Source organism: Candidatus Brocadiia bacterium (genome assembly GCA_041658285.1).
Classification (GTDB): domain Bacteria; phylum Planctomycetota; class MHYJ01; order JACQXL01; family JACQXL01; genus JBBAAP01.
Genome location: JBBAAP010000015.1, coordinates 17,306 through 42,956, shown reverse-complemented (window position 1 = coordinate 42,956; position 25,651 = coordinate 17,306). Strand labels below are relative to the sequence as shown.

The window sequence follows — 25,651 nt, the reverse complement described above, 5'->3', positions numbered from 1 at the left end:
TCGAGTCGATTTTTCAAGGAGTTTTCTCCCCCCAAAACTCCTTGATATCTGCAACTTATTCCCCTTCATTCCTTTGTCTCAAATGCGCTGACGTTGAACAGTACGGCATTATATCGATTATCGAGCCGGATTATTGGGAAATATCGGCTCCCATTCTTCCGGGCAATTCCGGCGGGCCGGTATTCGATGCCCGGACCTATGAAGTGGTTGGGATTTCCGTTTGGGTCCATACCTGCAAAGAGCAGTTGGTGACTACTATGGCAGGTATCGTTCCAATACAGAAAATCTACGATTTTCTGGAAAGTGTCTCGCAGGAATATGCGGGATCTAACTCGCTGCTAACTCCCTTTGGTCTAACAGCGAGTAAGAGAGGAAACAATGTATGTTTCAAATGATGTCAGGTTTCTGGAGGAGGATAATCCAGGTAGTCATTGGGATTATTTTGGATTACCTTGAAGGAAAGAAGAACCGTAAGTGAATCCACAGTTCAGCCTGGGCCGCCATCGGCGCCACGCCGCACTGTGAGCGGGGAGCAAGGCGCGGCGGCCTGGCTGGGCTGATTATGATATATCTTCGGTAGTGAGGCTTTTATGGCTTTCGAGAAAAAGTTTGAGTTGAAAATGTACATATTGGAAAATGCCGAGGTGTCAGGGCATATGCCGGATGCCTGGGCTAACCATTTGGGCGAGGCAGGAGCGCTTATAAAGGACAAGATTGATGAGCGCATACCGGACGAAGTGGCGTTTATCAGCAAAATGGTTAAACCATCAGAAGATGGTTTCCGTCCGTTTGTTGACCCGACATTCGTATCCCGCAAAGAACGAACCTCGGATAATATCCGCAGCGCTCGCCGGGAAAACATGACCAAGTCATTTGCCAGATGGAAGGAAAATCTGGGTAAGGTTTTTGCTACGGTTGACGGCGTGGTGGCCAAGCTCTTCAAGGAGAAGGTCCAGGCGGCCAAAGACCGCTGGGCACTCAAGATAGGAGCAGGCACGCTGCGCATGACCGGCGATAAGATTCGCGGACGGGGCCCGGCCCCGGTTGCGACTTATTACCTGGTCGGCGACAACCGCGCCAAGGATTGGGTTGGTCCGTCCGGCACGTCTGACGGCGAGCCCTACAATATCGCCCGGAATGGGGAACGCAACGCCCTTAAGACGGCGATTCAGCAGAGAATTATTCAGGGTGGGTTAATGGTAATTAAGTCAGAGATGGATCCAGCGCAGATTACCGCCCAGAATATAATCAATGCGTCGCTCCTGAACGGCTTGCGCGACCCGGCCAAGTGCGATATCTTCGTGGCCACGGCCGGAGCCGATAAGTGCTTCTGCCTGTGGGAGGTCGATACCGAAGGCCGGCTGAACCTGCATGTGCAGGTGGGGATCACGGTCTAAAGCAACAGAAACGGGGCGGACTGCAGCCGCCCTTGTTTCCTTTTAATTCAACCACGAAATTAGGAAAGGACACGAAGACACGGAATTATTTAGTGCTTTGATATTTTCGTGCTTTCGTGGTAAGATTTATATGTATAGAAGAAGATATTTCACAGACGGGCAGGTGACTACTCCGCAGATTACCGAAAACGCCATTACCGAGGATAAGCTGGCCGACGATGCGGTGACTTCGCCTAAGATTAAGAACGCGACCGTCCAGACCGAGGATATCGCCGACAAGGCCGTTACCCTGGCCAAGCTTGGGGACGACGTCCCGGCCGTGGGTATCCCGGACGGCTCCATCACCGGAGCCAAGATAGCGCTCGACACTATCGAGAAACAGAACCTCAAGACCGGGGCCGTAGACACCGCAGAAATCGCAGGAGGCGCAGTAACCGAGGAGAAAATCAGGGACCTGGCTGTGACAGGAGACAAGATACAGGACGCAAGTATTAATCCGCCTAAGGTGGATGCGGTCAATGCTCCGGCAGACGGACAGGCCCTTACATATGAACAGGCGTCGGGCAAGTTTAAGTATGCAACGCCGGGCGGAATCACCAGGCCGATTACGCCGCCGATTAGCACCGACGAAGTCGGTGATTCGCAGATTTCAAATGCCAAATTGCAGGATAGAGCCGTTGATTGGGTCAAGATTGCGCTGGCTTCCATCAACCACGAACTGCTCTATAACCTGGCTCCGCCCACGGACGGGCAGATACTGTCTTTCGATGCGGCGACCGGTAAGTTCAACTGGATTGCTCCGCCTACCGGTGGTGCGGGCGGGATGCAGTTGACCCTGTTGCCCAGCCAGCCGTTGGTGTTCTCGGAGAACTCGATGGTGGACATAGACCAATTAATAGACTTGTCAACCTGGATTCCGGCTACGGCACAAGCGGTGATTGTGGAGATGCAGTTGAACGCTATGTCCGTCCCGGTCGGGATGGAGCAGATACTGACCGTGCTCGGTCGTAGAACAGGTACTGATTTCAGTAGTTCGACCATACATTTCATCTGGCAAAACACTCCAGGAAACAATAATAACGCCTATAAGGAGTGTATGTTAGCCACGGATACTCTTAGACAGGTTCGAGTGATGATAACTAAATCGGGCGTGTTCACATCAACGAATGTGTGGATAAAGGGCTATATAGAATGAGTCTAAAGAGTCTAAAGGGTTTGTGGAGTCTAGCCCCGCTATGCGGGATAAGTGCCAGTACGTCGTATACTCCTACTGGCACTAAGGAGTTAAGAATCTGACTCTATAGACTCTCGACTCTATAAACTGTTTAGACTGTTATTTCTTCCTGTCCAGGCACCGGTATAACGTGGCCCGTGAGATGTTGAGTATTTCGGCGGCCTTGATTTTGTTGCCCTTGGCCTGTTTGAGTGCGTGTTCTATGGCGTCGGCTGATTCGACCTTGCATCGGCGGCGGCGTTTGCCAGTTCCGGATTTTGATGTGCCGGTTGCGGCGCTTTGGCCCGCGGCCGGCTGGTAGATGCTCCGGGGCAGGTGTTCCGGCCGGATATTGCCGTTTTGGGATTTAATTATTGCCAGCTGAAGCGCATTCTGGAGCTCACGGACGTTGCCGGGCCAGTTATGGTCCAGAAGTATGCTCATTGCCTCCGGCGTCAGTACGGCTTTGTTTGATTTGGCCTCCTGGGCAAAGCGTTCCAGCAGGTATTCGGCTATCAGCGGTATGTCGTTAAGCCTTTCCCGCAGGGGCGGCAGGGTTATGGGTATGACGCACAGCCGGTAAAAGAGGTCTTCGCGAAACCGGCCGGCGGCTATCTCCTGTTTGAGTGATTTGTTGGTGGCGCAGATGACCCGGACGTCCACTTTTAATGTCTTTTCGGAACCGACCGGCTCAAAAGAGCCGTCCTGGAGTACGCGCAGGAGTTTTACCTGCATGGCCGGGCTGAGGTCGCCGATTTCATCGAGGAATATGGTGCCGCCGTCGGCCAGTTCGAAGCGTCCTTTTTTGTCGCGGACGGCGCCGGTAAAGGCGCCCTTGACGTGGCCGAATAGTTCGCTTTCCAGCAGGTTGTCCGGCAGGGCGCCGCAGTTGACGGCCACGAACTGCCGGTCGGAGCGCAGGCCTTCGTTATGCAGGGCCAGGGCGACCAGTTCCTTGCCGGTGCCGCTTTCGCCCTGGAGCATGACCGAGGCGTTGGATTCGGCCAGTTCCCTGACGGCGTCATAGAGGTCGAGCATCTTGGGGTCTTTGCCGATGATGCCGGCAAAGGAATGCTCGGCCTTAAGCCGCCGGCGCAGTTCGTTCATCTCGGTGATGTCTTCGAGGATGATAACGGCCCGCTGTTTGCCGTCGTATTCTATGGGCGCCGAGCTGATCAGGACGGTGCGGTCCTGGACGACTCCTTCGTTCAACAGCGACAGGGTAGTTTTGCTGCGATAGGATTCCTTGTTTTGGAGCGAATAAACGGCGTTTTTCCTGATGATGCATTCCTTACAGGCCTGGGAGAAACCGCAGCCTTCGGGTGTTTCAAAGGAATGGATGCAGTTGAGCGCCTCGCCGCCCCGTTTGTTGTGCACTTTGGCGCTGGAAATGTTGAAAGCATTTTCTATTACCCGGTTAACCGAATGCACCCGGCGCTCTTCGTCCAGAATCATTATACCGCAGGGGGCGGAATCGAAGATGGCCCGGAACTTGAGTTCCGATTTCCTGAGCTGGTCTTCGGTCCGTTTGCGTTCGATGGCATAGCGGATGCTTTTGTCCAGAATCTCGGCTTGCAGGCGGCCCTTGGCTATGTAATCCTGCGCCCTTTTATTTAGCGCGTCTAAGCCCAGTTTGTCATCGTCCAGACCGGTCAGGACGATGATGGCGATATCCGGATCGGCTTTGGAGATGTTATCTACGATGGTTAATCCCTGGCTGTCGGGCAGGCCCAGGTCCGTCAATGCGGCCTGGAACTTGTTGGCGGAAATGGCTTGGAGCGCCTCTGAAAGGGTCTTGGCGCGCGTGGTTTCAAATGATGACAGGCGGGATTCCTTGAGGTATTCGACGACCAGGCGGAAATCCGCATCCGTATCTTCCACCACCAGTAGTTTTATTTTATCAGGCATATCGTTATACGACGGACGAAAGGACGGTTGTACGATGGACGAGTCGAGCGCGCAACGAACAAACCGAGCGTCTATCATTTCGTCATTTATCTTCGCACCTTCTTCGTTATTTGCAGAAACTATCTGCCTTTCGTGCCATAGTTATCAGCATCGCGAAAATATGTTCATACTTCTCGTCTAATTTGTCAAATATTTGCTTGGTAATGTACCCGCATTTCAAGGCGAATTCCAGCCAGGTTTGTGTTTCGCCCGCTTCCTGCGAAGCATCCGACAATTTATTAATGAATACCGCTTTGTACCTTCTTTTACGCCAGGCTTCCGACAAGTTACTGCAAACAGACCTTGATGAGTGGCGAATTTGGTCAATCAAAGAATATTTTTCTTCAAGAGGAAAGGATTTTGTCATTTGGAATATTTGCATGGCCGTATCAAAAGCAATCTGATAAACTTCCAAATCCCTGACGCTATTTATCCTTTCCGTCATTTTCCCATCCTTCGTCTTTTCGTCCTTGCGTCTGTCGTTTTATCGTCTTTTCGTTTATCGTATCCCCGTTCCTGGCCGCCTACCCCTCTTTGGGCGGCAGTTTGACGATGGTCAGCCAGAAATTCTTTATGGATTTTACCACTATTGAGAATCGGAGCAAATCCAACGGTTTGGTGATATAGCAATTGGCATGCAGGTTATACGATTTTGCTATGTCTTCTTCGGCCTTGGAAACGGTCAGGATGACGACGGGAATGCTTTTCAGTTTTTCATCGGACTTGATTTCTTTGAGCACCTCGCGCCCGTCTTTTTTAGGCAGATTCAGGTCCAGCAATATCAGGTCGGGCCGGACGGCCTGGGCGAACTTGCCTTCCCGGCGCAGGAATTCCATGGCCTCGACGCCGTCATTGACCACGCTGAGGTTGACGTGCAGTTTTTCCTCTTTGAGCGCCTCCTTGGTCAGCCGCACGTCGGCCGGGCTGTCCTCGACCAGAAGCACGTTAATGGGGCTTGCTATTCCGTTGTTTTTATTCATGCTGTTATTCCTCCTTCTCTTGCAAGATATTAAATAACCGCGGTATTGTAAAGTAAAACGTTGTCCCTTTGCCGGCCTGGGATTCCAGCCAGATCCGGCCGCCGTGATTTTCGACTATCTTTTTGCAGATAGCCAGCCCGATGCCGGTGCCCGGATATTCATGGCGGGAATGCAGTCGCTGGAAAATCTGGAAGACCTTGTCCTTGTATTGCGGTTCGATGCCGATGCCGTTATCCTTGACGCTGAACAGCCAGTCGCTATCCCGTTTTTCGGCGCTGATATTGATTTTGGGCGGTTCGGCGCCGTGGAATTTTATGGCGTTGCCGATCAGGTTCTGGAATAATTGCAGGAACCCGCTTTCCGGGATATGCACCACTGGCAGATTTCCGCGGGTTACGGCGGCGCCGGTGGATTTTACGGACTCGGACAGGTTTTTGACGGCTTTGTCCACCAGTTCGTTGGAATCTACTTTTGTCGCCAGGATTTCTTTGCGTCCGACCCGGGAATATTCCAGCAGGTTGGTGATCAGCATCTGCATGCGCCTGGCGGCGTCCACGATGAACTCGATGAAATCATCGGCATCCTGGTCCAGCTTGTCCTTATAGCGCTTTTCCAGCAATTGTGAATAGCTGGACATCACCCTTAAGGGTTCCTGGAGGTCGTGGGACGCTACATAGGCAAACTGTTCCAGGTTTTCGTTGGACCGCTTGATTTCTGTCTCGGCCTTTTTACGCTCGGTGATGTCGTGGACCATGCCGACTGAACGGATGACCTTGCCGGCTTCATCCCTGGTATGTTCGCATTTTTCATGGACGATACGGACTTCACCGGTGGATTTATTCACGACCCGGTGTTCTATTTCGTAGGTGTCTTTGCCGTCGCGCAGTGAGTTGGAATAGGCGGCGTCAACCGCGGCCCGGTCGTCCGGGTGGATACGTTCCAGAAACGCCTCGTAGGTGGCGGCAAACTCCTGGGGTTTAAGGCCGAAGATGCGGTAGACCTCGTCCGACCAGGACAGGTGGTCATTGACCAGGTCAAGTTCCCAGCTGCCCAGATGCGCGATTTCCTGGGCCCTGGTCAGCCGTTTTTCGCTTTCGCGCAGTTCCTTTTCGGCCTGCTTGCGCTCGGTTATTTCACGGTTCAATTCATCGCGCGAAGCGGTGGTTTGCTTTAAATCCTGTATCATCTTGTCGAAGGTCCTTGAGAGCTGGCCGATTTCATCTTTTGAATCAGTGGCAACTTTATAGTCCAGGTTTCCGCTGCCGATTATCTGGGTGCCTTTGGAGAGTTTTTTTATCGGTCCGGAGATAGACTGGGCGATGGAAAATGCCGCGATACCGGATAAAATGACGATGACGCCCAGGATGATAAATAACAGATGTCTTAAATTTTTCACATCGGCAAAGGCTTCCCGGCTGTCTATTTTGGCCACCATTCCCCAGCCTAAGGATGGAAGATATCTCCAGGCGGCAATGACTTCTTCACCACGGTAATCGATCAACCGGCCGGAATCGTTTTTGCCCTGCACGGCCTCCTGAATAGGCTTGCCGATGATTCCTCCCATAGCCACGTGTTTCTCCAGCGCCGTTTTCTGGTCGTGCCGGAGGGGGTTTAAATAGACCACCTGATTTCCTTCGAGTTTTCCGATCAGGGTTTCACCGGTATTACCCAGGCCGGTAATGTCCTGGATAATTTTATACATATGAGTCATATCCAATTCCAAGCCGATAACCCCGATAAAACTTCCGTTAAAATCAAAGGCCGGAGCCGTAACCATCATGGATGGTTTATTGCCCATTGTTTTATCCAGGAATATGTCGGAAAGGTAAATTTTATCTTTTCCTTCCTGGAATGCCTTTTGCCCGGGGGCGGGGAAGGAACCTAAAAAGTCTTTGGCGGAATGCTCCGGATCACTTGAATAAACCACTTTGCCCGAAGGTGCAGCCAGCATGATATCAACCAAGCCTAAAATCGGCGGCATATTCAGCAAGACCTCGTCAAGCATTTTCCTGGCGGCGATGAATTCCGGATTGGCCGGGTTATTAGCCAGCCGGGTCAATACCGGGAGATTTTTCTTAATGGCGTAACCGCTTTGGATTATACCTAGATCAGTCTTTAACGAGTTGAAATATGTTTCTATTTTATCCGCTTTAAAGATGATGAGGTTCTGCAACTGTGAAAGCCGGCTCGATTCTAATGAATCCTGGTAGTTATGGAAGGTGTTCATGCTGACCAGGAACAAGGGAATCAAGGCGATGGCCAGGAATATTATTGTCAGCTTAGATCTGATAGACATAGAAATCATTTTCCCCGTGCCTGCTAGCAGGCCGATTCTAACCGCCGAACTATAATATAATTTTATGATAGTGTCAAGGAAACAGGAGAGCATATCCGCCGGATAAATCCTTGACAAATTTCATTAATGGGACTAAATTGCACTCCGGCAGATGGGCTTTTTAATAACTTCCAGTAAAAAGAGGATGGCATGCCGAAAAGATTAATCCTGGGTTTTTTGTTAACCTCCTTTTTAGCCCTGGGCTACGGCGGGCTGTGCGATAATAGCAAGCCCAGCGAGGAAAGCCTGGCCGGCTCGTCAGCTCCGCTCCCCAGCGCGGTTTCCAGCCTGAGAGCATCAGCAAATTACACCGCGATTACTCTTGATTGGCAGGATAACTCCAACAGCGAGGACGGCGTAAAGATAGAGCGTTCTACCGACGGGGTCAGTTTCACCCAGCTCGCCCTAACCGGAGCAGATGTAATTACATACGTTGATTCCGGATTAGCGCCGGGAGTGACTTATTATTACCGGGTCAGGGCATATAATTCCAACGGCGACTCGATGTATTCCAACAGCGCCTCGGCCGGCACTCCGGCATTGCCGGCCGCGCCGGCCAATCTGGTCGCTGTAGTTGTCTCGGCCTCGCAGATAAACCTTAATTGGGCCGACGGCACTGCCGATGAGACCGGCTTCCGGCTTGAGCGTTCCGCCGACGGGACCGGCTTTGTCATGTGCGCCGTACTTCCGGCCAATACCGTATCCTACAGCGACTCCGGCCTGAATGATGCTACGCTTTATTACTACCGGGTCCGGGTGCGTAACCCGAGCGGCGACAGCGATTATTCCGGGGTCGCTTCGGCCGCCACGCCATTCAGTTCGCCCAGCCAGCTCAACAGCGCGGTTATCAACTACGCAGGGGTCAACCTGGCCTGGACCGATAACTCCGGCAAAGAAGACGGGTTCCAGGTCGAGCGTAAAACCGGTTCCGGCGGCGCCTTTGTCCAGATTGCCCAAACCGGCGCCAACGCCGTGACTTATTCCGATACCGGGCTGATGGATGGAACCGTCTATTCTTACCGGGTGCGCGGCTGCAGCGCCGCCCTGGGCCAGACCGCCTACACCAACGAATCGTCCATAACCACGCCGCTCCAGCCGCCGTCGGCGCTCAACGTCGCGGTTATCTCATCCAGCCAGATAAACCTGGCCTGGACCGACAACTCCGCCAACGAAACCGGCTACAAGGTTGAGCGCAAAACCGGCTCGAGCAGTGTTTACAGCCAGATCAGCGCGCTCGGCGCCGACGCTGTGGCTTATTCCGACACCGGACTGGTGGATGGCGATATCTATTACTACCGGGTCTGGGCCTGCAACGCCAACACCAGCTCGGCTTATTCCAACGAGGCCTCGGAGGTGATTGCCCTTAACGCCCCGACCGTGCTGACCGCCACTACCGTAACCGTCGACCAGATAAACCTGATATGGATAGATAACTCCGTCAACGAAAGCGGATTCCAGCTCGAACGCTCCGCCGACGGTGTCAGTTTCACCCAAATAGCCGCTACCGGCGTAAACGTCAACTACCATGCCGACTTCGGACTGGCCGAAAACACCGTATATTATTACCGGGTCAGGGCGCACAATCCCAACGACCAAAGCGGTTACTCCAATATTCTGGCCGTAGCCACGGCGCTCAAAACCCCGAGCAATCTTACAGCGGTAGTAATTTCAGCTACGGCAATAGCTTTGACCTGGACTGATAATTCCAATTATGAAGACGGCTTTAAGATAGAACGGAAAACCGGTTCCGGCGGCGTCTATGCCGTAATCTTAACGACCGCCGTTGCGGATATAACGGCATTTACGGACACCGGTCTAGCCAAAGGGAATACATATTATTATCGCGTAAAGGCGGTTAATAATATCACTAAAAGCGATTATTCTAATGAAACATCCGCCTACACTAACTATTGGACCTTGAAAAACCCTACAGGCATTTTACCTTCAGCGAGAACGCAGTTCTCGATGGTTTGGGATGGGACGAAAGCAATAATGTTCGGCGGGTATGATGGGAGTCAGTATTTGGATGACCTCTGGTGGTATTACCCGGCGACAAATACCTGGGTGGAGAAAATAGCCCTAAACAGTGTTGGCTCGCCTACAGCAAGAGAAAAACATCAAATGGTTTGGGATGGGCAAAATATTATTCTATTTGGTGGAGTAGGAGTAAGCGGTGGTTTCACCGACTTGTGGTGGTATGACCCATGGACGAATACCTGGACTCAGAAGATTGCTAATTTGATGCCTGGTTCACCCCAGTCAATATTCGGCCATTCAATGGTTTGGGATGGGACAAGGGTTATCTTGTTCAGCGGTGGTAATGCAGTGGTTAATAACAATGAATTATGGTGGTATGAGCCGATAACCAATACTTGGACTCAGAAAATACCTAATAATACAGCGGGCTCGCCGCCGGCAAGATATTATCATGCAATGGTTTGGGGCGGAGTAAGGATTATTTTATTCGGCGGTTATCAGACATACTCCGATTGGTGGTGGTACGACCCGACGCTGAATATCTGGACAGTGAAAATTCAAACTGGAGGATTAGCGCGTCAATATCATACCATGGCTTGGGATGGGGCCAATGTCCTGATATTTGGCGGAAGTGACAATACTGGTTGCAATAATGATTTGTGGTTGTATAATCCTAATACCAATTCTTATGTGGAAAGGATACCGAAAGACTCGCCAGGTTCACCATCAGCAAGGGTGTTTTCCAAGCTGATATGGGATGGGACAAAAGGTATATTGTTTGGAGGGACGGTGCAAGGTTCTCCTGACACTTATAAAAATGATATTTGGTGGTATGAGCCATAAACGATGCGACAGAACCGCCCCGACGCAGGTGGGGCAATGAAAAATACAATAGGTCAGCGGGGCGATAGGCCCCTTAGATAATACATATATTCTAACAAGAAAGGATGTTTATGTGGTCTGATAATGATGTTAAAAAAGTATTCAACCGCATCCACCAGCTCCAGGGCGATATGGTCCGGCTCCAGGTTGGCCTGACGGCCATCCCGGCGCTTTCGCCCATAAATAAAGGCATCGGCGAGGTCAAAAAGGCCGACTACCTCAAGAAAGAACTGCGCAAGATGGGCTTCGACCGCATCGAAGAATACCGCGCGCTCGATAAGACCGTGCCCTGCGGCTACCGGCCCAACCTGATTGCCCGGGTCCAAGGCCGAAACCACTCCCGGACTATCTGGTTGATAAGCCATCTGGATGTCGTCCCGCCCGGCGCCCGCAACCTCTGGCAGACCGACCCCTATAAGGCCGTGGTCAAGGACGGCAAAATCTATGGACGGGGTACCGAAGACAACCAGCAGGCCATCATCACATCCATCTTTGCCCTCAAGGCTATGAAGGATCTGAAACTCGTGCCCGAATACGATATCGCACTGAGCTTCCTGGCGGATGAAGAGACCGGCAGTCATTTCGGCGTCCAGCGGCTGTTAGCTCACCAGCGGAAACTTTTCCGGAAGCAGGACATCATCATCGTGCCAGACAGCGGACGTCCGGACAGCCTGGAAATCGAGATTGCGGAGAAAACAGTTCTCTGGCTCAAGGTCACGGTCAAAGGACGCCAGTGCCACGCCTCGGTACCCGGCGCCGGCAACAACGCCCATCGGGCCGGCGCACAGCTACTTTGCCGGTTGGACAAGGTCCTGCACCAACGGTTTTCCACCAAAGACCGCCTGTTCAATCCGGCCGTTTCCACCTTTGAACCGACCAAGAAAGACGCCAACGTCGAGAACGTCAACACCATACCGGGCGAGGACATATTCTACTACGACTGCCGGATATTGCCCCGGTACAAGCCCGAGCAAATCAAGCGGGTATTCAGGCAGGAATCCGTCCGGATAGCCAAAGAGTTCAAGGTCAAGGTGGGCATTGAAGTCGTCAACGAATCAGTCGCATCCTACACCGCGCCGACAGCCCCGGCGGTCAGGATGTTGGGCGCCTCAATCAGGTACGTCACCGGGCGCAAGCCGGTACTGGTCGGTATCGGCGGAGGGACCTTTGCGGCCCATTTCAGACAGGAAGGCATCCCGGCCGTGGTTTGGTCCACCCTGGGCTGGATGGCCCACCAACCCAACGAATACTGCCTGATAAAGAATATGATAACCGACGCCAAGGTCTTTGCACACTTAGCCAGCGGCCTTAGTGTTACTTCGACCACCGCCTAAGCGGGGTAAACTCCGGGAGTTAGTGACAGTACGAAGCCTCCTGTAAGGACTTATAGGGACAAGAACCCTCACGGGTAGGGACTTAGGTCCCTGAGCCCTGCCCAAAGGCGGGTAAACTGTGCGAATGGAAAAGTCATTAGTGGTACGGGGACACAACCTGTCTTTTGCAACGCAATAGCCACAGAGGGGTGGTAGTATATCCCCGTGATTACTTAAGTTGTGGATAACCTACCGGCGTAACTTTTTAGACATATCCCGGTGAATCCAGGCAAGCTATCCATCTTTATATTGACTTTATTCCGGATAACAAATATCATACTGATGCCTTAATAAATCTTTATGTCACAGAAGCAGAAAATACTTATCATCGATGACGAGCCTGATGTCAGGAACGTGCTGGCCACGTTCCTGGGCAAGATTGATTATGAGGTGCATCATGCGGAAATAGGCATTGACGGCATCGAGATGTTGGCCAAGGAGCGTTTTGACCTGGTGCTCTGCGACGTGATGATGCCGGCGCTGGACGGCCTGAGCACGCTGGCACTGATAAAGAAAACCCATCCCAAACAGCCGGTCATAATGATGAGCGGCTTCGCCACGCACGATAAAATCATCGAGGCGCTGGACAAGGGCGCCGTTGATATGCTGGCCAAGCCGTTCAACTTTACCCAGATCAGGCAGGTGGTTACCAAGGTGCTCAATCCCAGGCTCAGGTATAAGCCGGAATACAACTCGGCTACCTCGCATCTGTTGCGGGAAAGTTATATGGGGCTGTTGCGGATCATCATCCAGCTGACGGAGACCAAGAACAAATACCTGAAGAACCACTGTTCGCGCGTGGCCGAATATTCCAGCCTGATAGCCAAGGCGATGCGCCTGCGCGACGACACAGTCGAGGTGATAAACTGCGCCGGGTTGATGCACGATATCGGCAAGATCAGCCTGAGCGACCTGATATTGATGAAGGAAGGCAAACTGACGCCCCAGGAATGGGCCGACGTCAAGATGCACCCGGTCATCGGCAGTATGATGATGGAGCAGCTCAAGTTGTTCCGGGCAGAGGAGCCGTTGATACGGCATCACCACGAGCGGTTTGACGGCCAGGGTTACCCGAGCGGGCTGGCCGGCGACAAAATCCCCATCGGCGCCCGGATTATCGCCGTGGCCGATACTTACGATGCCATGACTTCGATCCGGCCTTACCGCGAGGCCCTCACCCCTCATATAGCACTGAACACCATCAGGCAGAATTCAGGAAGCCAGTTCGACCCCAAAGTCGTGGCGGCGTTCCTTGAGGTGGTGAAAAAAGAGCAGGCGTCCGGTTAGGATACCATGTCATGAAACCGGCCGGTATTATGATTTCAAGATGGCATTAACCAGCCGGGTCACATTGTACGGTTTGGAAATGAATTTATAGCCTTTGTCTTCGATAGTCTTAAGTTGCAACCGGTCATCGATATAACCGCTGCTCAAGATTACTTTTAGTTGGGGGTTGATTTCCAATAAGTTCTTGACTAAGCTAACCCCGTTTCCGTCCGGCAGGATAATATCGCTGAAGACGACATCAAATTTCCCTTTTTCCTGTTCGAAGATTCTAAGCGTTTCGGCGACACTGGCGGCTTCGAATACATGGTAGCCGCTTTTCCTCAATCCAAAAGCGACGACATCTTTGATATCCTCTTCGTCTTCTATCAAAAGTATCCGCAAATTGGCTGTTTTTAATTTCAGCGCTGGTTTCTTTGGTTTATCCTCTAGTTTGTCGGCCTTCTGGACGGTCATCACCGGTAGATAGACGTCAAAGACAGTGCCCCCGCCCGGACGACCGGAGTCCTGCCCGGATGAATCGTTCAGACGGGTATTCGGTCGGGTGGGCTGCACCATCTCGCTCCGGACATCTATCCAGCCGTTATGTTGTTTAACTATGCCGTAAACGACGGATAATCCCAATCCCGTTCCCTTACCCCGCTCCTTGGTGGTAAAGAACGGCTCAAAAAGGTGTCCCATGATTTCCCTGTTCATTCCGACTCCGGCATCCTGCACGCTTATCCTGACAAAAAACCCGGTTCGGCTTTCGGGCATTCTCTGGGTTTGCTCGGTAGTGATGTCGGTATTGCCCGTTTTGATGGTTATCTGCCCGCCGGACGGCATGGCATCCCGGGCGTTTATGACCAGGTTCATTATCACCTGCCCGATCTGGCCCTGGTCAATCCGGACTTCTTTCAATTCAGGGAATAAATCAACAATTAATTTTATATCCTCGCCGATAACGCGTTGCAGCATTTTGACCATCTCGGTTATCAGGTTGTTGAGATTGGTGATTTTGACGCTCATCGGCTGTTTGCGGCTGAAAGCCAGGAGTTGGCCGGTCAGGTTGGCCGCCCGTTCCACGGCCTTGCGAATGGGTTGGATGTTGCTTACCAGCGGCTGGTTATCTTTAAACTCATCCTTCATCAAAGCGCAGTAGCCGTCAATCACGGTCAGGATATTATTGAAATCATGCGCTACGCCACCGGCCAATCGCCCGAAGGCATCCATTTTCTGCGCCTGAAACAGCTGGTTCTGCAGGGTTGCTTTTTCAGACCCCATCTTGCGGCGGTCAATAATGCCGGCCAGGGTATTGGCAATGGTTTTCAGGAATGTTTCTTCGGACTGGTCTCGCCGGTGGCCTTCTTTCACATAAATATTTATCAGACCTAGTATCTGGTCGTCAAAAATAATCGGCACACAGTAATGTCCGTGCGGAATAATGTCGTTGTATCTGATTTCGTGGAGCTGGTCTACCCTGTCCGTGAATTTTACTTCCCGGGTTAAGGCGGCTTTTCCGCAGATACATTTCCCAAAAGGCACGCGAACGCAGGTTTTCAACAGGGCATCGGAAATGCTCTGCTGCGCCTTCATAACCAAAACATCAGGCTCGCTTTCCACCAGGAAGATACAGCCCCGGGATTTCAGGGATAACCACGGTATGGCCAGTATCATATTGAGCGTATTTTTGAGCAGTTCATCCAAAGCGATATCCTTAAGCGACATCTCTAAAAGATTGTTGATTGTTTCCTGGGTATCATTGCTTCTTTCAAGTTCTTTTTGGGCCTGTTTTTGCTCGGTGATGTCCTGGACAGTGCCGTAGAGTTTTACTATTTTGCCGGAAGTATCTCGTCCGGCTTTCCCTATGGTTAAGACATTGTTGATTTTACCGCCCGGGTGAATAACCCTGAATTCAAGATTATAAGGCGTGCCGTCATTAATAGACGATTGCATGGCGTTATAAAGCGAAGGCCAGTCATCTGGATGAACCATCCTTTCAAACTCCGGCCAGGAAGGGGCGCCCAGGCGCTGGTCACGGCTGAAGACACTAAACATCTCGTCAGACCAGCGTCGTTTCTGTGTTATCGTATCATATTCCCAATTGCCCATACGGACAATTTTTTGCGCTTCCGACAGTGCCTTTTCACTATTGCGTAAGATCTCCTCGGTTTTCTTCCGTTCGGTGATGTCGCGCAGAACAGCCAGAAAGCATTTTTTACCCGACAGTTCTATGATTGAGACGTGGGTTTCAATGGGCATGATTGAGCCGTCTTTGCAACGATGGGCGGCTTCGAATACGGCGCTGCCCTTTTCGGTTATCTGGTTCATTCGCTGGCCGATTAACCGGGCGTATTCGGGGGTATCCAGATCGCGCAGGTTCAGTTTCATGAATTCTTCTCTGGTATAACCGCGGGTTTCATAAGTGGCCTTATTGGCATAAATAAACCGGCCCTGGTCGTCGTGTAGGAAGATAGAGTCCATGGAATTATCCAACAACAGGGAGTGTATAGCCAGGGTTTCCTCTGCCCGTTTACGCTCGGTTATATCACGAAAAATACCCATCAGGTATGTTTTACCGAGTAATTTCAAAGGGGTGGAATTGATGTCCGCATAAAAGACGCTGCTATTCTTCCTTTTTACCGGAATGTTTTCAACGATTTCAATCTCACCTCTGAGCTGTTTCTCAAACTGAGCCATCACATAAGGCACGTCTTTTTCGGGATGGATATGCGTAACATCAAGACCTTTAATTTCTTCCAAAGTATAGCCCAGCATCCGGCAGATGGCTTTATTCCCGGTATGGAATTTCCTGGTTTCCGCATCGGCCAGGAGTATGCCATCATTGGCATTATCAAAAACAATCCGAAATTTTTCCTCGGATTCTTTCAACGATTTTTCGGATTGCTTCTGTTTTTCTTCCACATCCATATTATACAGGGCAAAGGCGATATCGCCGGACACTTCGCCGAACAACTCTTGCTCTTCCTGGTCAAGGGATGCCTCAACTGGTGCGGCAATGGCCAGAATTCCGTAGATGACGTCGTTGTATTCCAACCGGATGAGCATAGTTTTTTTGCTGGGATATACGGCGTGGTGGAAGCACCCGCGACAGAAATCGGACGTATCGGCAATAACCCGGACTCCTTTAAGTTTCATGGTTTCCCGGAGACAGCGGGGAACCCTGCCTGATTTGACGCTCTCCGCCAACAGGTCAAAATCCTTGCCCAGACCGGATTCGGCCGCGGCGGTGAATTTACCAGACTTGTCAAACAGGATAATCCAGGCGCACAGGTAGCCGCGCGTTTCAGTAAGCTTACCACAAGCCTCCCGGATTAGTTTATCGCGGTCTCGTTCGCGGGTAATCAGCTGGTTGACGTTGCGAATAGCCCGGAGAATATTGTTGAGGTATTTGATTTTCTCCTGGTTATGTTTGCGTTCGGTAATATCAAGGGACAATATAAAAATGCCCTCAGGCGCGGGATGGATGCTGAGTTCAAACCAGCTTTTTGATCCGTCCGGAAAGGAAAATTCATTTTCCAGCTGCTGTGGAATCCGCTGGTCCATGCAGCGCTTGAGCGCGGCAAACATTTCCGTCTTTTCAATTTCCGGGTAACATTCCATCATGGTGCGATTGAGCAGTTGGGCCGGTGGTCGTTGCCCGTGCCGGGTCGCCGCCTCGTTGATGTAGAGGTATCGCCAGTCGAAACTTATTATCTGGCAACCCTCAAGCATGTTATTCAGGGTATTCCGATAACGGTTTCCATTTTTTAAGACATTTTCCATTTGCTTGCTGTCGATGCTGGAGGCAGGTTGTTCTTTAAGCCTTACTTGTTGTTCGGATGACTTCTTGGCGGGTTTTACCGACCGGGCGTTTGATTTAGGTTTTTTGGCCACGGTTCAACTCCTATTAATCGGTCAGCAATAATTTGGTTAACACGACCATTTCCAGATATTCCATATTGAACGGTTTCATTATGTAATCATAGGCTCCCAGCTCGATGGCTTTCTGGTTCAGTTCCATGTCTATGAGCCCGCTGATCATAACCACGCCGATTTTACTGTTCAGCTCTTTGATTTTCTTGATGGTCAGGAGTCCATCCATGCCAGGCATCTTAATATCGCAGAGAACTAGACTGGGCTGTTTTGATTTCTCCCGTTCTATGTATTCTAGGGCTTCCTCGCCGCTCTGAGCGGTAATCACTTCGTAACCGTGTTTTTGAAGGAATTTTTCCAGGACAAACCTGATGTCAACGTCGTCGTCAACCACCATAATCCTGGCCTTGGCCGGTTGATGCGCTGGTACATTACTTTGCCTGGCTTTGTGCTTTTCCAATGTCTGAATGATAGATTTAAGGAACAGCTCCACGCTCACGCCCTTGCGGACAATCTCGGAAACACCCAGTTGTGCAGCCCGCTTTTCCAAGTCTTCCACCATTATGCCGGTCAGGATAACTACTTCCACGTCCTTGTCGAACTCACGGATCTGCCTGAGCACCTCAATCCCGTTCATTTTGGGCATCTTCAGATCCAGAACTATCAGGTCCGGCCGGGATTCCTTGGCCTGCTTAACGGCCTCCTCGCCGTTAGGAGCGCTTATGACCTGATAACCCTTCTTGGAAAACAGGCTGTAAAGCATCTCCCGCATCATGATTTCGTCATCAACAATCAGTATCTTTTCGGGCTTGTTCATATTTTGTTCCTTTCAATAGAACTGTTTTTACTGCCATCAAACCTTGTTTAATATGCTAGACCAGAACAACCCGGTTTTTACCTTTACGCTTGGCAGTGTAAAGCGCCACGTCAGCGCATTTGATAATTTCGTCCGCACACTGCTCGGATCCGGTATAACTGCTCAAACCGGCGCTGATAGACAGGTGAATCGTATTGCCGTTATGGCCGGGGAATAAGTGGGCGTTTATCGCATCCCGGACGGTTTCGGCGACACCCAATGCTTCATCTTGGGCGGTTTCCGGCAAAATCACCAGGAATTCCTCGCCTCCGTAACGGGCTGGCACATCAATTAGCCTGATTTTGTGAAAAATCAGGTCGGCTACCTCTTGAATGACCCGATCACCGCTTAAGTGTCCATAGGTGTCGTTGTATTGTTTGAAGTCATCTATGTCCAGGAGAATGAGTGAAAGGCTATGCCGAAACTGCTGGGCTCTCCGGAGCTCATTATTCAGCCGCTCTTTTATGTAATGGTGATTGTAAAGTCCGGTTAACCCATCCTTAATGGCCATCTGGGTGAGTTTCTTGTTGATATCGGATATCTCCGTGGCGTAACGGCTTGCCTCGATCATTTTGGAATGAACCTCTTTAAGTAATCCGTTGAAATAGTAGCTTATTTTTTCAGCATCATCATTTGTAGCTAGCTTAATATCCTCGTTGACCACCTGTCGGTATGATTCCTGAGCCTGCTTAGCTAATTTATTGATAGAAGAGAATGACTTTCTCAGCAGTATTATTCCGGCCAGCGACATCAGCACCAGCCCTACCGCGCCTAAAACCAGGGTTACTTTTATCGGTCCGGGGATTATCCCCTGCATGATAAAATAGCGGACATCCTTGTTGAGTAAAAGATATATCAAAAACAACACCGGTATGACCGAAAGAAGGCTGTAGGTTACCCAAATGTGCATACCAGATGATGCTTGTTTTTTCATTACAATCATTCTATATTTCCACCGGCGCCCGGCAAGAAAAACCGGCTAATTGGGGAAATGTAGATGGCCTTATCAATAACACAAATAAAAAAAATGCTATTTTATGTTGCATTAGTGTCGCAAATAGGGGTTAAAAACAGCCATTTCGGGAGTAAATTCAGTAACTGGGTGACTAACCGTAAAGTGCTGGTTTTAAGGGAGATTCCCGGGGTGTGCCGAAAACCATCCGATCGTTTTTGTGAGTGTGTAGTCTTTATCCGTGAGGTTGGATAAGTGTTGGTCTCTGACAGGTTTACTACACTTACTGCAAACGAGAGCTCGGAGTGATTACGCCATCTCAAAAGAGATTTCGCGGGTGTTCATCCAAAAGCCGGTCTGGCGGATGTTGTCCAGCTCGGCCCGGAGTATCTGTGAATGGGCCTGTTCCATATCGGCCAGCCGGTTGAGCAGGACTTTGGCAGTCGAGCTGCTCGTTTGGCAGGCTTTGGCCCGGTAGAACCCGGAGGCTTTGTCTTCGTCCTTGATGGCCAGTCCCAGCGCCTGTGTCTCGTCCTTGGATGCCTGGTCGGCGTTGAGGCCGGTCTTTTTCAGCCGGGGCGCCAGCTTTTCGATGTCCGATGCCGGGATTTTAATCCGCTCCCAGGCCCGGCCGTCTTGCATCCGGCCCAGCTCTTTTTCCAGCGCGGCCATATGGCTGAATTCGTCCCGGGCCAGTTTTAGGAACATATCCTTGCCTGACCTGTCGGTGGTGCGCAGGGCGTATTCGAGGTATTGGCGCAGGGCTTTCTTCTCAGAGGCGATGGCGATTCGAAGCCACCGGGCGTCTTCCGGGTCATACTTATTATTTTTCATATTATGGTCCTAAATGGATATATTTATCCGTTTGATAAAGTGATTTCATCTCCTTGATTTTGGCCGACTGCTCGATGAGCTCCAGTTCCTGCTTGAGCAGTTGGTAGTGGCTGTTTTCGACCTTGGCCAGGTATTTGAAAAGGAGCGTGCCCTGGACGTCGCTGACGATGGCCGTGGCGTCGAGGTAGAATTGTTCGGATTCGGACTCGGCTTTCATGGCGCTCTTGAGCAGGATGGATACGGTCAGCCGGCCTTTGGGCACGGACGGTTTTAGGACCAGCGAGGAATCGGGCCGGGACATGGTGATGCCGCCGAAGCGGTGCCGGTAATATTCGTTCAGGGCGCGTTGGTGTTTCTGCTCTTCGTTGATGAGGAAAAACAGCTTGTTGTTAAGCGCCGGACTGCGCACGGCGTTCTTGATGCGGCGGTAAAACCGGATGGCTTCCGTTTCGGACTGGATGGCGATGCCGATGATTTCCAGGGTGGTCAGGGCTTTGGGTAATTTCATAATGCGCTTTCTAGGCTATTTGGCCGGAGGCGTCGTAGACGCGGCCGGGGTAGCGAATTTTTCGGGAGTCTTGGTGAACTCTTCCGGACAGCCGGCACAGCAGAAGTAATAAACCTTGCCGTTGTACTCGGCGGACAGGGTGTTCTTGTCGACGGTGATATCCGTGCCCATAACCGGGCATTTGGCTTTGAGGCCGACCTCGGCGTCGGTAATGACGTGGGGCAGGACGGCCGGTTTGGCCTCGGCCTTGACCTCGACGGTGGCCGTGGCGGTAGCGGTTGCCTTAGCGGCCGGCGGCGCGGGTTGCTCGGCTTTGGGTGCCTCGGTGGTCGGGGCGGTCTTGTTGCCCCTATTAGCGGGACTGTCTTCGGACTTGCCGCATCCCCAGGCGGCTATCAATCCGGCGATGACCAGGCCGGTAACAAACACTTTCTTCATAATCCACCTCTTTCTGGCGCTTTAGGCGCCGTTTATTAATTGGTTTTTTCCGTCTCCTCTAGTGTTTCCTGGACCGGTGCGGGTTTCTGTTCTAATAACCGTAGTCCTTCCCTGGCGGCCTCGCGGACTTTTGGCTCAGGGTCTTCTAAAAGCTTGGTGATGGCCGGGGCTGCTTCTTTGGCCCTTAGTTCGCCCAGCGCCCAGGCTGACAGTGAGCGGACATCCGGGTCGGCGTCTTCCAGCAGTTTTATCATATCCGGGACCGCTTCCATCTCGACCATGGTTCTGGCGGCATAGGTGTGGTCTTCCATGCCTTCGCTAGAGAATTGGATGAGTAATTCTTTTATGCGTTTAGTACGGGTTTTGTCAGTCGCCGGTTCCGGTTGGGCCGTGTAAAATGCGTCTATCTTGGGCACCATTTTCTGGATGAGGTTATCGAGCGCGAAGCGGAGCTGTTTGCCGGCGGCTGATTCGTCAATCTTGATGGAACCGGTCTGGGAATAACCGCCGCCATCATACAGTCCGAAATGCCAGCCCTCGGCTTTTTCCTCGCGCTTTATTTCGCCTGAGTCGGCGAAGATGACCCGGGCCGTTTCGGTTTCGACGATGCGGCCGTCAACGGCCATTGAGATTTCCATTATCTGGACTTCCTTGCCCAGGTTGAAGGCGGGCATCTTGCCGATGCTGGGGATGCCGATATGGTTGCCGCGTTTGGAGCGTTTGATTTCGAAGTCGGTGACGGCGCCGGTGAATATCAGGTCGGCGCCCAGGATTTTGCCGGCCTTGGCGGCCGTGGCCGGGTCGACGATGCCGACCAGCTTTTGCTCGGCCAGCAGGGCGTCCATTTTCTCGCGCTCGACCAGGGTGAACCGTTCTGTGGCCAGGAGCAGGGTGGTGCCGATGTCAACGGCCTGGGAGCCGAGGTTGGTCTTGGTGAACTTCTGGCTGGTCTTATCGCTCAGGGGTATGACGGCCAGCCGTTTCTTGGCGAAGTTGACCGGCGGCGGGGGGTAGATGCCGCATTTGCTGTCATCATCGGTATAGCCGGTGCTGGTCGAGGTCGAGGCGCAGCCCAGCAGGACCGGGGCCAGCAGGCACAGGGTCAGGGCGTAATGAGTTAACTTAGCCATAGTTGCCTCGCAACTGATTTATTGGTTGATTACCGTTCCGGAGTCGTCTATTATGAAGGTTGTGGCAGTGCCAATCGGCGTCAGTTGTCCGTAAGTAATTCCGCCTTGAACGCTGGTATGCGTTTTATTCCTCAGGGTATAGAACCGTTTGCCCAGGTCGAACGACCAGTTGGTGACCTCAATTTGGGTGGGCAGATAAGCCAGGTTGACTATTACCTTGGGGATAATGTGGTTGGAGATTGCCACGGACGCCCTGATGACGTCGCCGGCCGTGACCTTGGGAAGCGTCGGTTGGCCTATGCCTACCAACATGGTATTGACGCTGGCCAGGGCGGTGTCGATACTGGTCAGAATCTGGGTGGACAGCCCGTTGTTGATGGAGGTGACCATATTCTGGAGCAGGGTTATGGCCGTCGGGCTGGCTACGAAGGCGTTATAATTGATGGTGATGCCGGTGCTGGTGATGACCTTGTCCATAACCGACAGGAACGAATAGATGGCGATGGAGGCGCGGATCTTTATCAGATGGGCCTCGGTCAGGGTGGCGGCGTCGAGGTTTTCTATCCCGGCCATGGGGTTGGATTTGATATCGGCCGTGGTGATGCCGGTCAGTCCGGCCTGTGACAGGATGAGGACGACCTCGGATTCGGTCCAGCCGTTGGCCAGCAGTGTGGTCAGGGGCGAGGTGACCAGGGTGTCGGTGATGGTGTCAACGGTCCGTTTAATCTTGCCGGTGAAAGCCACGCCGTTATGGGTGCCGGTGACCGAGGGGTTGAGTGTCAGGGTCGAGCCCAGGGTGAGCAGGTCGGCGAAGGTGAATACGCCGTTGGCATCGGACAGGCTGGAGAGTTGTTCGCCGACGTCTTTGATGCTGTCGTTATCGAGGTCTTCGAAGAACTGGACGCCTTCGACGTAGGGGTCGACGGCGATGCCGGTGGCGGCCGGGGCCGTAGTGCCGCTGTCGCCGCTGTCCGACTTGCTGCTGCTACCGCACATACCGCCGTAGCCGAGCATTAATACCGCGCTGATTAAGAGCGATGTCATCATCATCAGTTTCATTCTGTTGTTCATAAAAGCCTTTCTTTTAGTGCCAGTAAAAACAAAGTGACGTATTGGCACTTAGATCCAGCCAAGCAAGGCTTGGCAGGATAATTACAATAAAATCACCTGGAGAATTTCGCGTCGACCTTGGGAATAATTTTGGAAAGCATATCATCCAGGCCGAGCCGGAGCTGTTTGCCGGCCACGGACTGGTCCAGTTTGACATAGGCGCCGGGTGAGCCGCTCAGGACGGCTGTGGCGGTGACTTTTTCCTGGCGTTTGATTTCGCCGGAGTCGGCGAACATTATTTCGCTGGTGGTGGTATTGATGATACGGCCGTCCAGGGCCAGGTCGATATCGATGGTTCTTGCGGAACTGCCGCCGAGCAGGACAAAGGTGCCTTCTTTGGCCTCGCGGACTTCCCAGTTAGTGATTGAGCCGGTGAAGACCAGTTCGGCGCCGAGGATTTTACCGACCTGGGCGGCGGTAGCGGGGTCAAGCATGCCTTTGCCGGCCAGACCCTGTTCCTGGAGGACGGCGTCAAGGCGCTCCCTTTCGATTACGGAAAAGCGGCCGGTGTTGACCAGCAGGGTGGTGAGCTGGTCGACGGCCATACTGCCGACGTCGCCCTTGATGGGGCTGTTGGTGGTCTTGTCCTTGAAGGGCAGGATGGCGATGCGTTTGACCTGGATGTTAACCGGCGGCGGGGTGTATTGGGTCACCGGGGTGGTGTCCTTGGTGTATGAGGAAGAGACGCTGGAAGAACCGCAACCCGCGATAAAGCTTAAAGCCAGTCCCGCGACCAGTCCGCTTAAAACATGTTTTTTCATCTGATAAACTCCTTTCAATATATGGTTAATTAAAATCTTATAACAGAGCCCAGCCAAAAAGTCAAGGAAATAATTATGATATGCAGGATGAACCAGCCGGGCGAGCCGAGTTTAAAGTGGCGCATATTAAAAGACCTCCTTGCCGATGAAGTATACCGCGGCGATGGCGACAAGATGAATCAGCCACCAGCCCAGGTTGGGGTATCGGGCGAACCTGGAACGGAGCGGGAAATCTTTGGCCAGGTCGGTGAACTCCAGGTCGAATAAGGCTTTGCCGGCGGCGAACTTGCCGATTAGCAGCAGGATGTCGGCCAGGGTGGTGTTGAGGATGATATCCTTGGCCGTGAATGCCTGGGGTATTTTGCCCAGCGAGAAGTCGGCCATCATTATGATGCCGAAGATGACGCTCATACCGTTGATGATGTATCCTAGCGCCAGGGTGCGCCGGGACAGGAATAGCCAGGGCACGACCGCGATATTCAGAATCCCGATGATGAAGGGCAGATAGTTGACCTGGTTGTTCCAGGGCGAGTGGATGCGCAGATGGAGCAGCCAGCCGCCTAGCGAGATGAAAAACAGGCCGAAGATTAAGGTAAGCTTCAGGTTTTGTTTCTGGGTCATATTATAAGGCGCAGGTTAACCAAGCTCTTTTAACAGAGCGGTCAGGAGTCGGATATGCTCCTGCTCCTGTGCTATAAGTTTGTCGAGTTCCGGCCGGCCCCATTCGGGGCGGGTGAACTTTTTCATCTGGATAAAGAAGAGTATGGAATCTTTTTCGAAGTCGAGGGCCAGATTAACCACGTCCGGGGCCGTTTTTATGTTTCCGGACGCTTCCTTAAGATAGCCCGGGCGGATGAAAACGTTGGAGTCGGACAGGGATTTGATATAGTTCAGGTCATCTTCGGAGAGCTCCTTTAATTCGAGGAAGGAGCCTTTCTTGCTGAGGAACTCATTAAGCAGGCGTTCGAACATCAGGCGGTGAGAGTGTTCTTCGGCGGACAGCCTGCGGCAGACGTCCTGGGTCTTCTTATCTCCGGCCTGTTTGGACATAGCCAGGTAGAATTCCTCGCCGTTTTGTTCGATGCCTATGGCCACGTGGAATATTTCCTCGGCATTGAAAAAGTAACTCATTGGGACTCCTTTTTTAGCGTATCAATAGATCAAAAACCAGCCGGAAGTCAAGAAAGATTATTAGCAATATATTTTGCCTGGGGCGGGAATAGTGATAAGTTACGCTTATGAAAATAACAGCTTTGTACGGGAGCCCGCGGGCCGGCGGCAATACGGATATTTTGATGGACGAATTCCTCCGGGGCGTGCTGGCGGTTGCGCCGGATGCGGATATAAAAAGACTACACGTCCGTGATTTGAACATATATCCCTGCACCGAATGCAATGCCTGCTTTAAAACGGGTGATTGTGTCTTTGATGATGATATGACCGGGATTTACGGCCGGCTTTTGGAGTCCGATATGGTGGTTTTGGCGGCGCCGGTATTCTTTTACGGCCTGCCGTCACAGCTGAAGGCGTTGGTTGACCGGACCCAGGCGCTTTGGGCGCGTAAGCATATCCTCAAACAAGACTTGGGCCGGAAGCGAGCCGGGTTCTTTATCTCGGCGGGCGGCACCAAGGGTCAGTCGCTTTTTGACGGCGTCAAGCTTACGGCGAAGTATTTCTTTGATGCGATTAACGTTGAATATAAGGGTGAACGTTTCTATCAAAGCATAGACAACAAGGGTGATATCAGGAAGCATCCCACCGCTCTGCCGGATGTCTTTGAGTCCGGCAAATCAATGGCCGATTCAACCGAGCCATAATT

22 protein-coding genes are annotated in these 25,651 nt (G+C 52.0%); 7 read left to right on the top strand and 15 right to left on the bottom strand.

Annotation, left to right across the window (positions count from 1 at the left end; all coding sequences use genetic code 11):
• The 3 genes from WC980_10370 to WC980_10360 form a co-directional block, all read left to right on the top strand.
• On the top strand, window positions 1–395 hold a 395-nt coding region (locus WC980_10370), incomplete at its 5' end, for a trypsin-like serine protease (GenBank protein ID MFA5795453.1).
• Window positions 396–590: 195 nt separating this feature from the next.
• Entirely contained in the window at window positions 591–1,397 is an 807-nt protein-coding gene (locus WC980_10365; GenBank protein MFA5795452.1) for a hypothetical protein, read from the top strand.
• A 130-nt stretch (window positions 1,398–1,527) separates the two neighbouring features.
• Window positions 1,528–2,592, top strand: a complete 1,065-nt coding sequence (locus WC980_10360) for a hypothetical protein (GenBank protein MFA5795451.1) — start codon at window positions 1,528–1,530, stop codon at window positions 2,590–2,592.
• A gap of 138 nt (window positions 2,593–2,730) precedes the next feature.
• On the opposite strand, the gene WC980_10355 is transcribed toward WC980_10360, so the two are convergent.
• The 4 genes from WC980_10355 to WC980_10340 all read right to left on the bottom strand — a co-directional run bounded on the left by WC980_10355 (window position 2,731) and on the right by WC980_10340 (window position 7,833).
• Window positions 2,731–4,596, bottom strand: coding sequence for a sigma 54-interacting transcriptional regulator (locus tag WC980_10355; GenBank protein MFA5795450.1), 1,866 nt, complete (start codon window positions 4,594–4,596; stop codon window positions 2,731–2,733).
• A 28-nt stretch (window positions 4,597–4,624) separates the two neighbouring features.
• Window positions 4,625–5,002: a four helix bundle protein gene (locus tag WC980_10350; GenBank protein MFA5795449.1), complete on the bottom strand. Its 378-nt coding sequence runs from the start codon at window positions 5,000–5,002 to the stop codon at window positions 4,625–4,627.
• A gap of 79 nt (window positions 5,003–5,081) precedes the next feature.
• Window positions 5,082–5,537 carry a response regulator gene (locus tag WC980_10345; GenBank protein MFA5795448.1) on the bottom strand — a complete coding sequence of 152 codons (456 nt, stop codon included), beginning with the start codon at window positions 5,535–5,537 and terminating at the stop codon, window positions 5,082–5,084.
• A 4-nt stretch (window positions 5,538–5,541) separates the two neighbouring features.
• Window positions 5,542–7,833, bottom strand: coding sequence for an ATP-binding protein (locus WC980_10340; GenBank protein MFA5795447.1), 2,292 nt, complete (start codon window positions 7,831–7,833; stop codon window positions 5,542–5,544).
• 189 nt (window positions 7,834–8,022) lie between these two features.
• On the opposite strand from WC980_10340, the gene WC980_10335 reads away from it, so the two are divergent.
• The 3 genes from WC980_10335 to WC980_10325 all read left to right on the top strand — a co-directional run bounded on the left by WC980_10335 (window position 8,023) and on the right by WC980_10325 (window position 13,391).
• A complete protein-coding gene (locus tag WC980_10335; GenBank protein ID MFA5795446.1) occupies window positions 8,023–10,692 on the top strand; it encodes a fibronectin type III domain-containing protein in 2,670 nt (889 codons plus the stop codon).
• A 110-nt stretch (window positions 10,693–10,802) separates the two neighbouring features.
• Window positions 10,803–12,065 (top strand): M20 family metallo-hydrolase, encoded by a 1,263-nt coding sequence (locus WC980_10330; protein MFA5795445.1) that lies wholly within the window; start codon window positions 10,803–10,805, stop codon window positions 12,063–12,065.
• A gap of 339 nt (window positions 12,066–12,404) precedes the next feature.
• Window positions 12,405–13,391, top strand: coding sequence for an HD domain-containing phosphohydrolase (locus tag WC980_10325; protein ID MFA5795444.1), 987 nt, complete (start codon window positions 12,405–12,407; stop codon window positions 13,389–13,391).
• Window positions 13,392–13,418: 27 nt separating this feature from the next.
• Here the strand turns inward: WC980_10325 and WC980_10320 are convergent, their stop codons facing one another.
• The 11 genes from WC980_10320 to WC980_10270 form a co-directional block, all read right to left on the bottom strand.
• Complete coding sequence (locus WC980_10320; GenBank protein MFA5795443.1) at window positions 13,419–17,264, bottom strand: PAS domain S-box protein; 3,846 nt, start codon at window positions 17,262–17,264, stop codon at window positions 13,419–13,421.
• A 13-nt stretch (window positions 17,265–17,277) separates the two neighbouring features.
• Window positions 17,278–18,060, bottom strand: coding sequence for a response regulator (locus tag WC980_10315; GenBank protein ID MFA5795442.1), 783 nt, complete (start codon window positions 18,058–18,060; stop codon window positions 17,278–17,280).
• Between the two features lie 55 nt (window positions 18,061–18,115).
• Window positions 18,116–19,033, bottom strand: coding sequence for a GGDEF domain-containing protein (locus WC980_10310; GenBank protein ID MFA5795441.1), 918 nt, complete (start codon window positions 19,031–19,033; stop codon window positions 18,116–18,118).
• Between the two features lie 327 nt (window positions 19,034–19,360).
• The gene (locus WC980_10305; GenBank protein ID MFA5795440.1) at window positions 19,361–19,885 is read right to left on the bottom strand and encodes a ferritin family protein; all 525 of its coding nucleotides are present in this window, start codon (window positions 19,883–19,885) and stop codon (window positions 19,361–19,363) included.
• A 1-nt stretch (window position 19,886) separates the two neighbouring features.
• Window positions 19,887–20,393, bottom strand: coding sequence for a ferritin family protein (locus tag WC980_10300; protein MFA5795439.1), 507 nt, complete (start codon window positions 20,391–20,393; stop codon window positions 19,887–19,889).
• 15 nt (window positions 20,394–20,408) lie between these two features.
• A complete protein-coding gene (locus WC980_10295; protein MFA5795438.1) occupies window positions 20,409–20,831 on the bottom strand; it encodes a YHS domain-containing protein in 423 nt (140 codons plus the stop codon).
• A gap of 35 nt (window positions 20,832–20,866) precedes the next feature.
• Window positions 20,867–21,961 (bottom strand): CsgG/HfaB family protein, encoded by a 1,095-nt coding sequence (locus tag WC980_10290; protein ID MFA5795437.1) that lies wholly within the window; start codon window positions 21,959–21,961, stop codon window positions 20,867–20,869.
• A gap of 18 nt (window positions 21,962–21,979) precedes the next feature.
• The gene (locus WC980_10285) at window positions 21,980–23,032 is read right to left on the bottom strand and encodes a hypothetical protein (protein ID MFA5795436.1); all 1,053 of its coding nucleotides are present in this window, start codon (window positions 23,030–23,032) and stop codon (window positions 21,980–21,982) included.
• A gap of 92 nt (window positions 23,033–23,124) precedes the next feature.
• Window positions 23,125–23,832 carry a CsgG/HfaB family protein gene (locus WC980_10280; GenBank protein ID MFA5795435.1) on the bottom strand — a complete coding sequence of 236 codons (708 nt, stop codon included), beginning with the start codon at window positions 23,830–23,832 and terminating at the stop codon, window positions 23,125–23,127.
• 126 nt (window positions 23,833–23,958) lie between these two features.
• On the bottom strand, window positions 23,959–24,453 hold the full coding sequence (locus tag WC980_10275) for a hypothetical protein (GenBank protein ID MFA5795434.1): 495 nt from the start codon (window positions 24,451–24,453) through the stop codon (window positions 23,959–23,961).
• Between the two features lie 15 nt (window positions 24,454–24,468).
• Window positions 24,469–24,963 carry a ferritin family protein gene (locus WC980_10270; GenBank protein ID MFA5795433.1) on the bottom strand — a complete coding sequence of 165 codons (495 nt, stop codon included), beginning with the start codon at window positions 24,961–24,963 and terminating at the stop codon, window positions 24,469–24,471.
• Window positions 24,964–25,070: 107 nt separating this feature from the next.
• Here WC980_10270 and WC980_10265 point away from each other — a divergent pair, with 107 nt between their 5' ends.
• On the top strand, window positions 25,071–25,649 hold the full coding sequence (locus WC980_10265) for a flavodoxin family protein (protein ID MFA5795432.1): 579 nt from the start codon (window positions 25,071–25,073) through the stop codon (window positions 25,647–25,649).
• Window positions 25,650–25,651: the final 2 nt, after the last annotated feature.

Coding starts and splice junctions, on each gene's coding strand:
- WC980_10280 (MFA5795435.1), bottom strand. CDS start 23,832: ATGAAAAAACATGTTTTAAGCGGACTGGTCGCGGGACTGGCTTTAAGC.
- WC980_10345 (MFA5795448.1), bottom strand. CDS start 5,537: ATGAATAAAAACAACGGAATAGCAAGCCCCATTAACGTGCTTCTGGTC.
- WC980_10265 (MFA5795432.1), top strand. CDS start 25,071: ATGAAAATAACAGCTTTGTACGGGAGCCCGCGGGCCGGCGGCAATACG.
- WC980_10360 (MFA5795451.1), top strand. CDS start 1,528: ATGTATAGAAGAAGATATTTCACAGACGGGCAGGTGACTACTCCGCAG.
- WC980_10310 (MFA5795441.1), bottom strand. CDS start 19,033: ATGAAAAAACAAGCATCATCTGGTATGCACATTTGGGTAACCTACAGC.
- WC980_10270 (MFA5795433.1), bottom strand. CDS start 24,963: ATGAGTTACTTTTTCAATGCCGAGGAAATATTCCACGTGGCCATAGGC.
- WC980_10275 (MFA5795434.1), bottom strand. CDS start 24,453: ATGACCCAGAAACAAAACCTGAAGCTTACCTTAATCTTCGGCCTGTTT.
- WC980_10315 (MFA5795442.1), bottom strand. CDS start 18,060: ATGAACAAGCCCGAAAAGATACTGATTGTTGATGACGAAATCATGATG.
- WC980_10295 (MFA5795438.1), bottom strand. CDS start 20,831: ATGAAGAAAGTGTTTGTTACCGGCCTGGTCATCGCCGGATTGATAGCC.
- WC980_10285 (MFA5795436.1), bottom strand. CDS start 23,032: ATGAACAACAGAATGAAACTGATGATGATGACATCGCTCTTAATCAGC.
- WC980_10340 (MFA5795447.1), bottom strand. CDS start 7,833: ATGTCTATCAGATCTAAGCTGACAATAATATTCCTGGCCATCGCCTTG.
- WC980_10325 (MFA5795444.1), top strand. CDS start 12,405: ATGTCACAGAAGCAGAAAATACTTATCATCGATGACGAGCCTGATGTC.
- WC980_10365 (MFA5795452.1), top strand. CDS start 591: ATGGCTTTCGAGAAAAAGTTTGAGTTGAAAATGTACATATTGGAAAAT.
- WC980_10350 (MFA5795449.1), bottom strand. CDS start 5,002: ATGACGGAAAGGATAAATAGCGTCAGGGATTTGGAAGTTTATCAGATT.
- WC980_10290 (MFA5795437.1), bottom strand. CDS start 21,961: ATGGCTAAGTTAACTCATTACGCCCTGACCCTGTGCCTGCTGGCCCCG.
- WC980_10330 (MFA5795445.1), top strand. CDS start 10,803: ATGTGGTCTGATAATGATGTTAAAAAAGTATTCAACCGCATCCACCAG.
- WC980_10305 (MFA5795440.1), bottom strand. CDS start 19,885: ATGAAAAATAATAAGTATGACCCGGAAGACGCCCGGTGGCTTCGAATC.
- WC980_10300 (MFA5795439.1), bottom strand. CDS start 20,393: ATGAAATTACCCAAAGCCCTGACCACCCTGGAAATCATCGGCATCGCC.
- WC980_10355 (MFA5795450.1), bottom strand. CDS start 4,596: ATGATAGACGCTCGGTTTGTTCGTTGCGCGCTCGACTCGTCCATCGTA.
- WC980_10335 (MFA5795446.1), top strand. CDS start 8,023: ATGCCGAAAAGATTAATCCTGGGTTTTTTGTTAACCTCCTTTTTAGCC.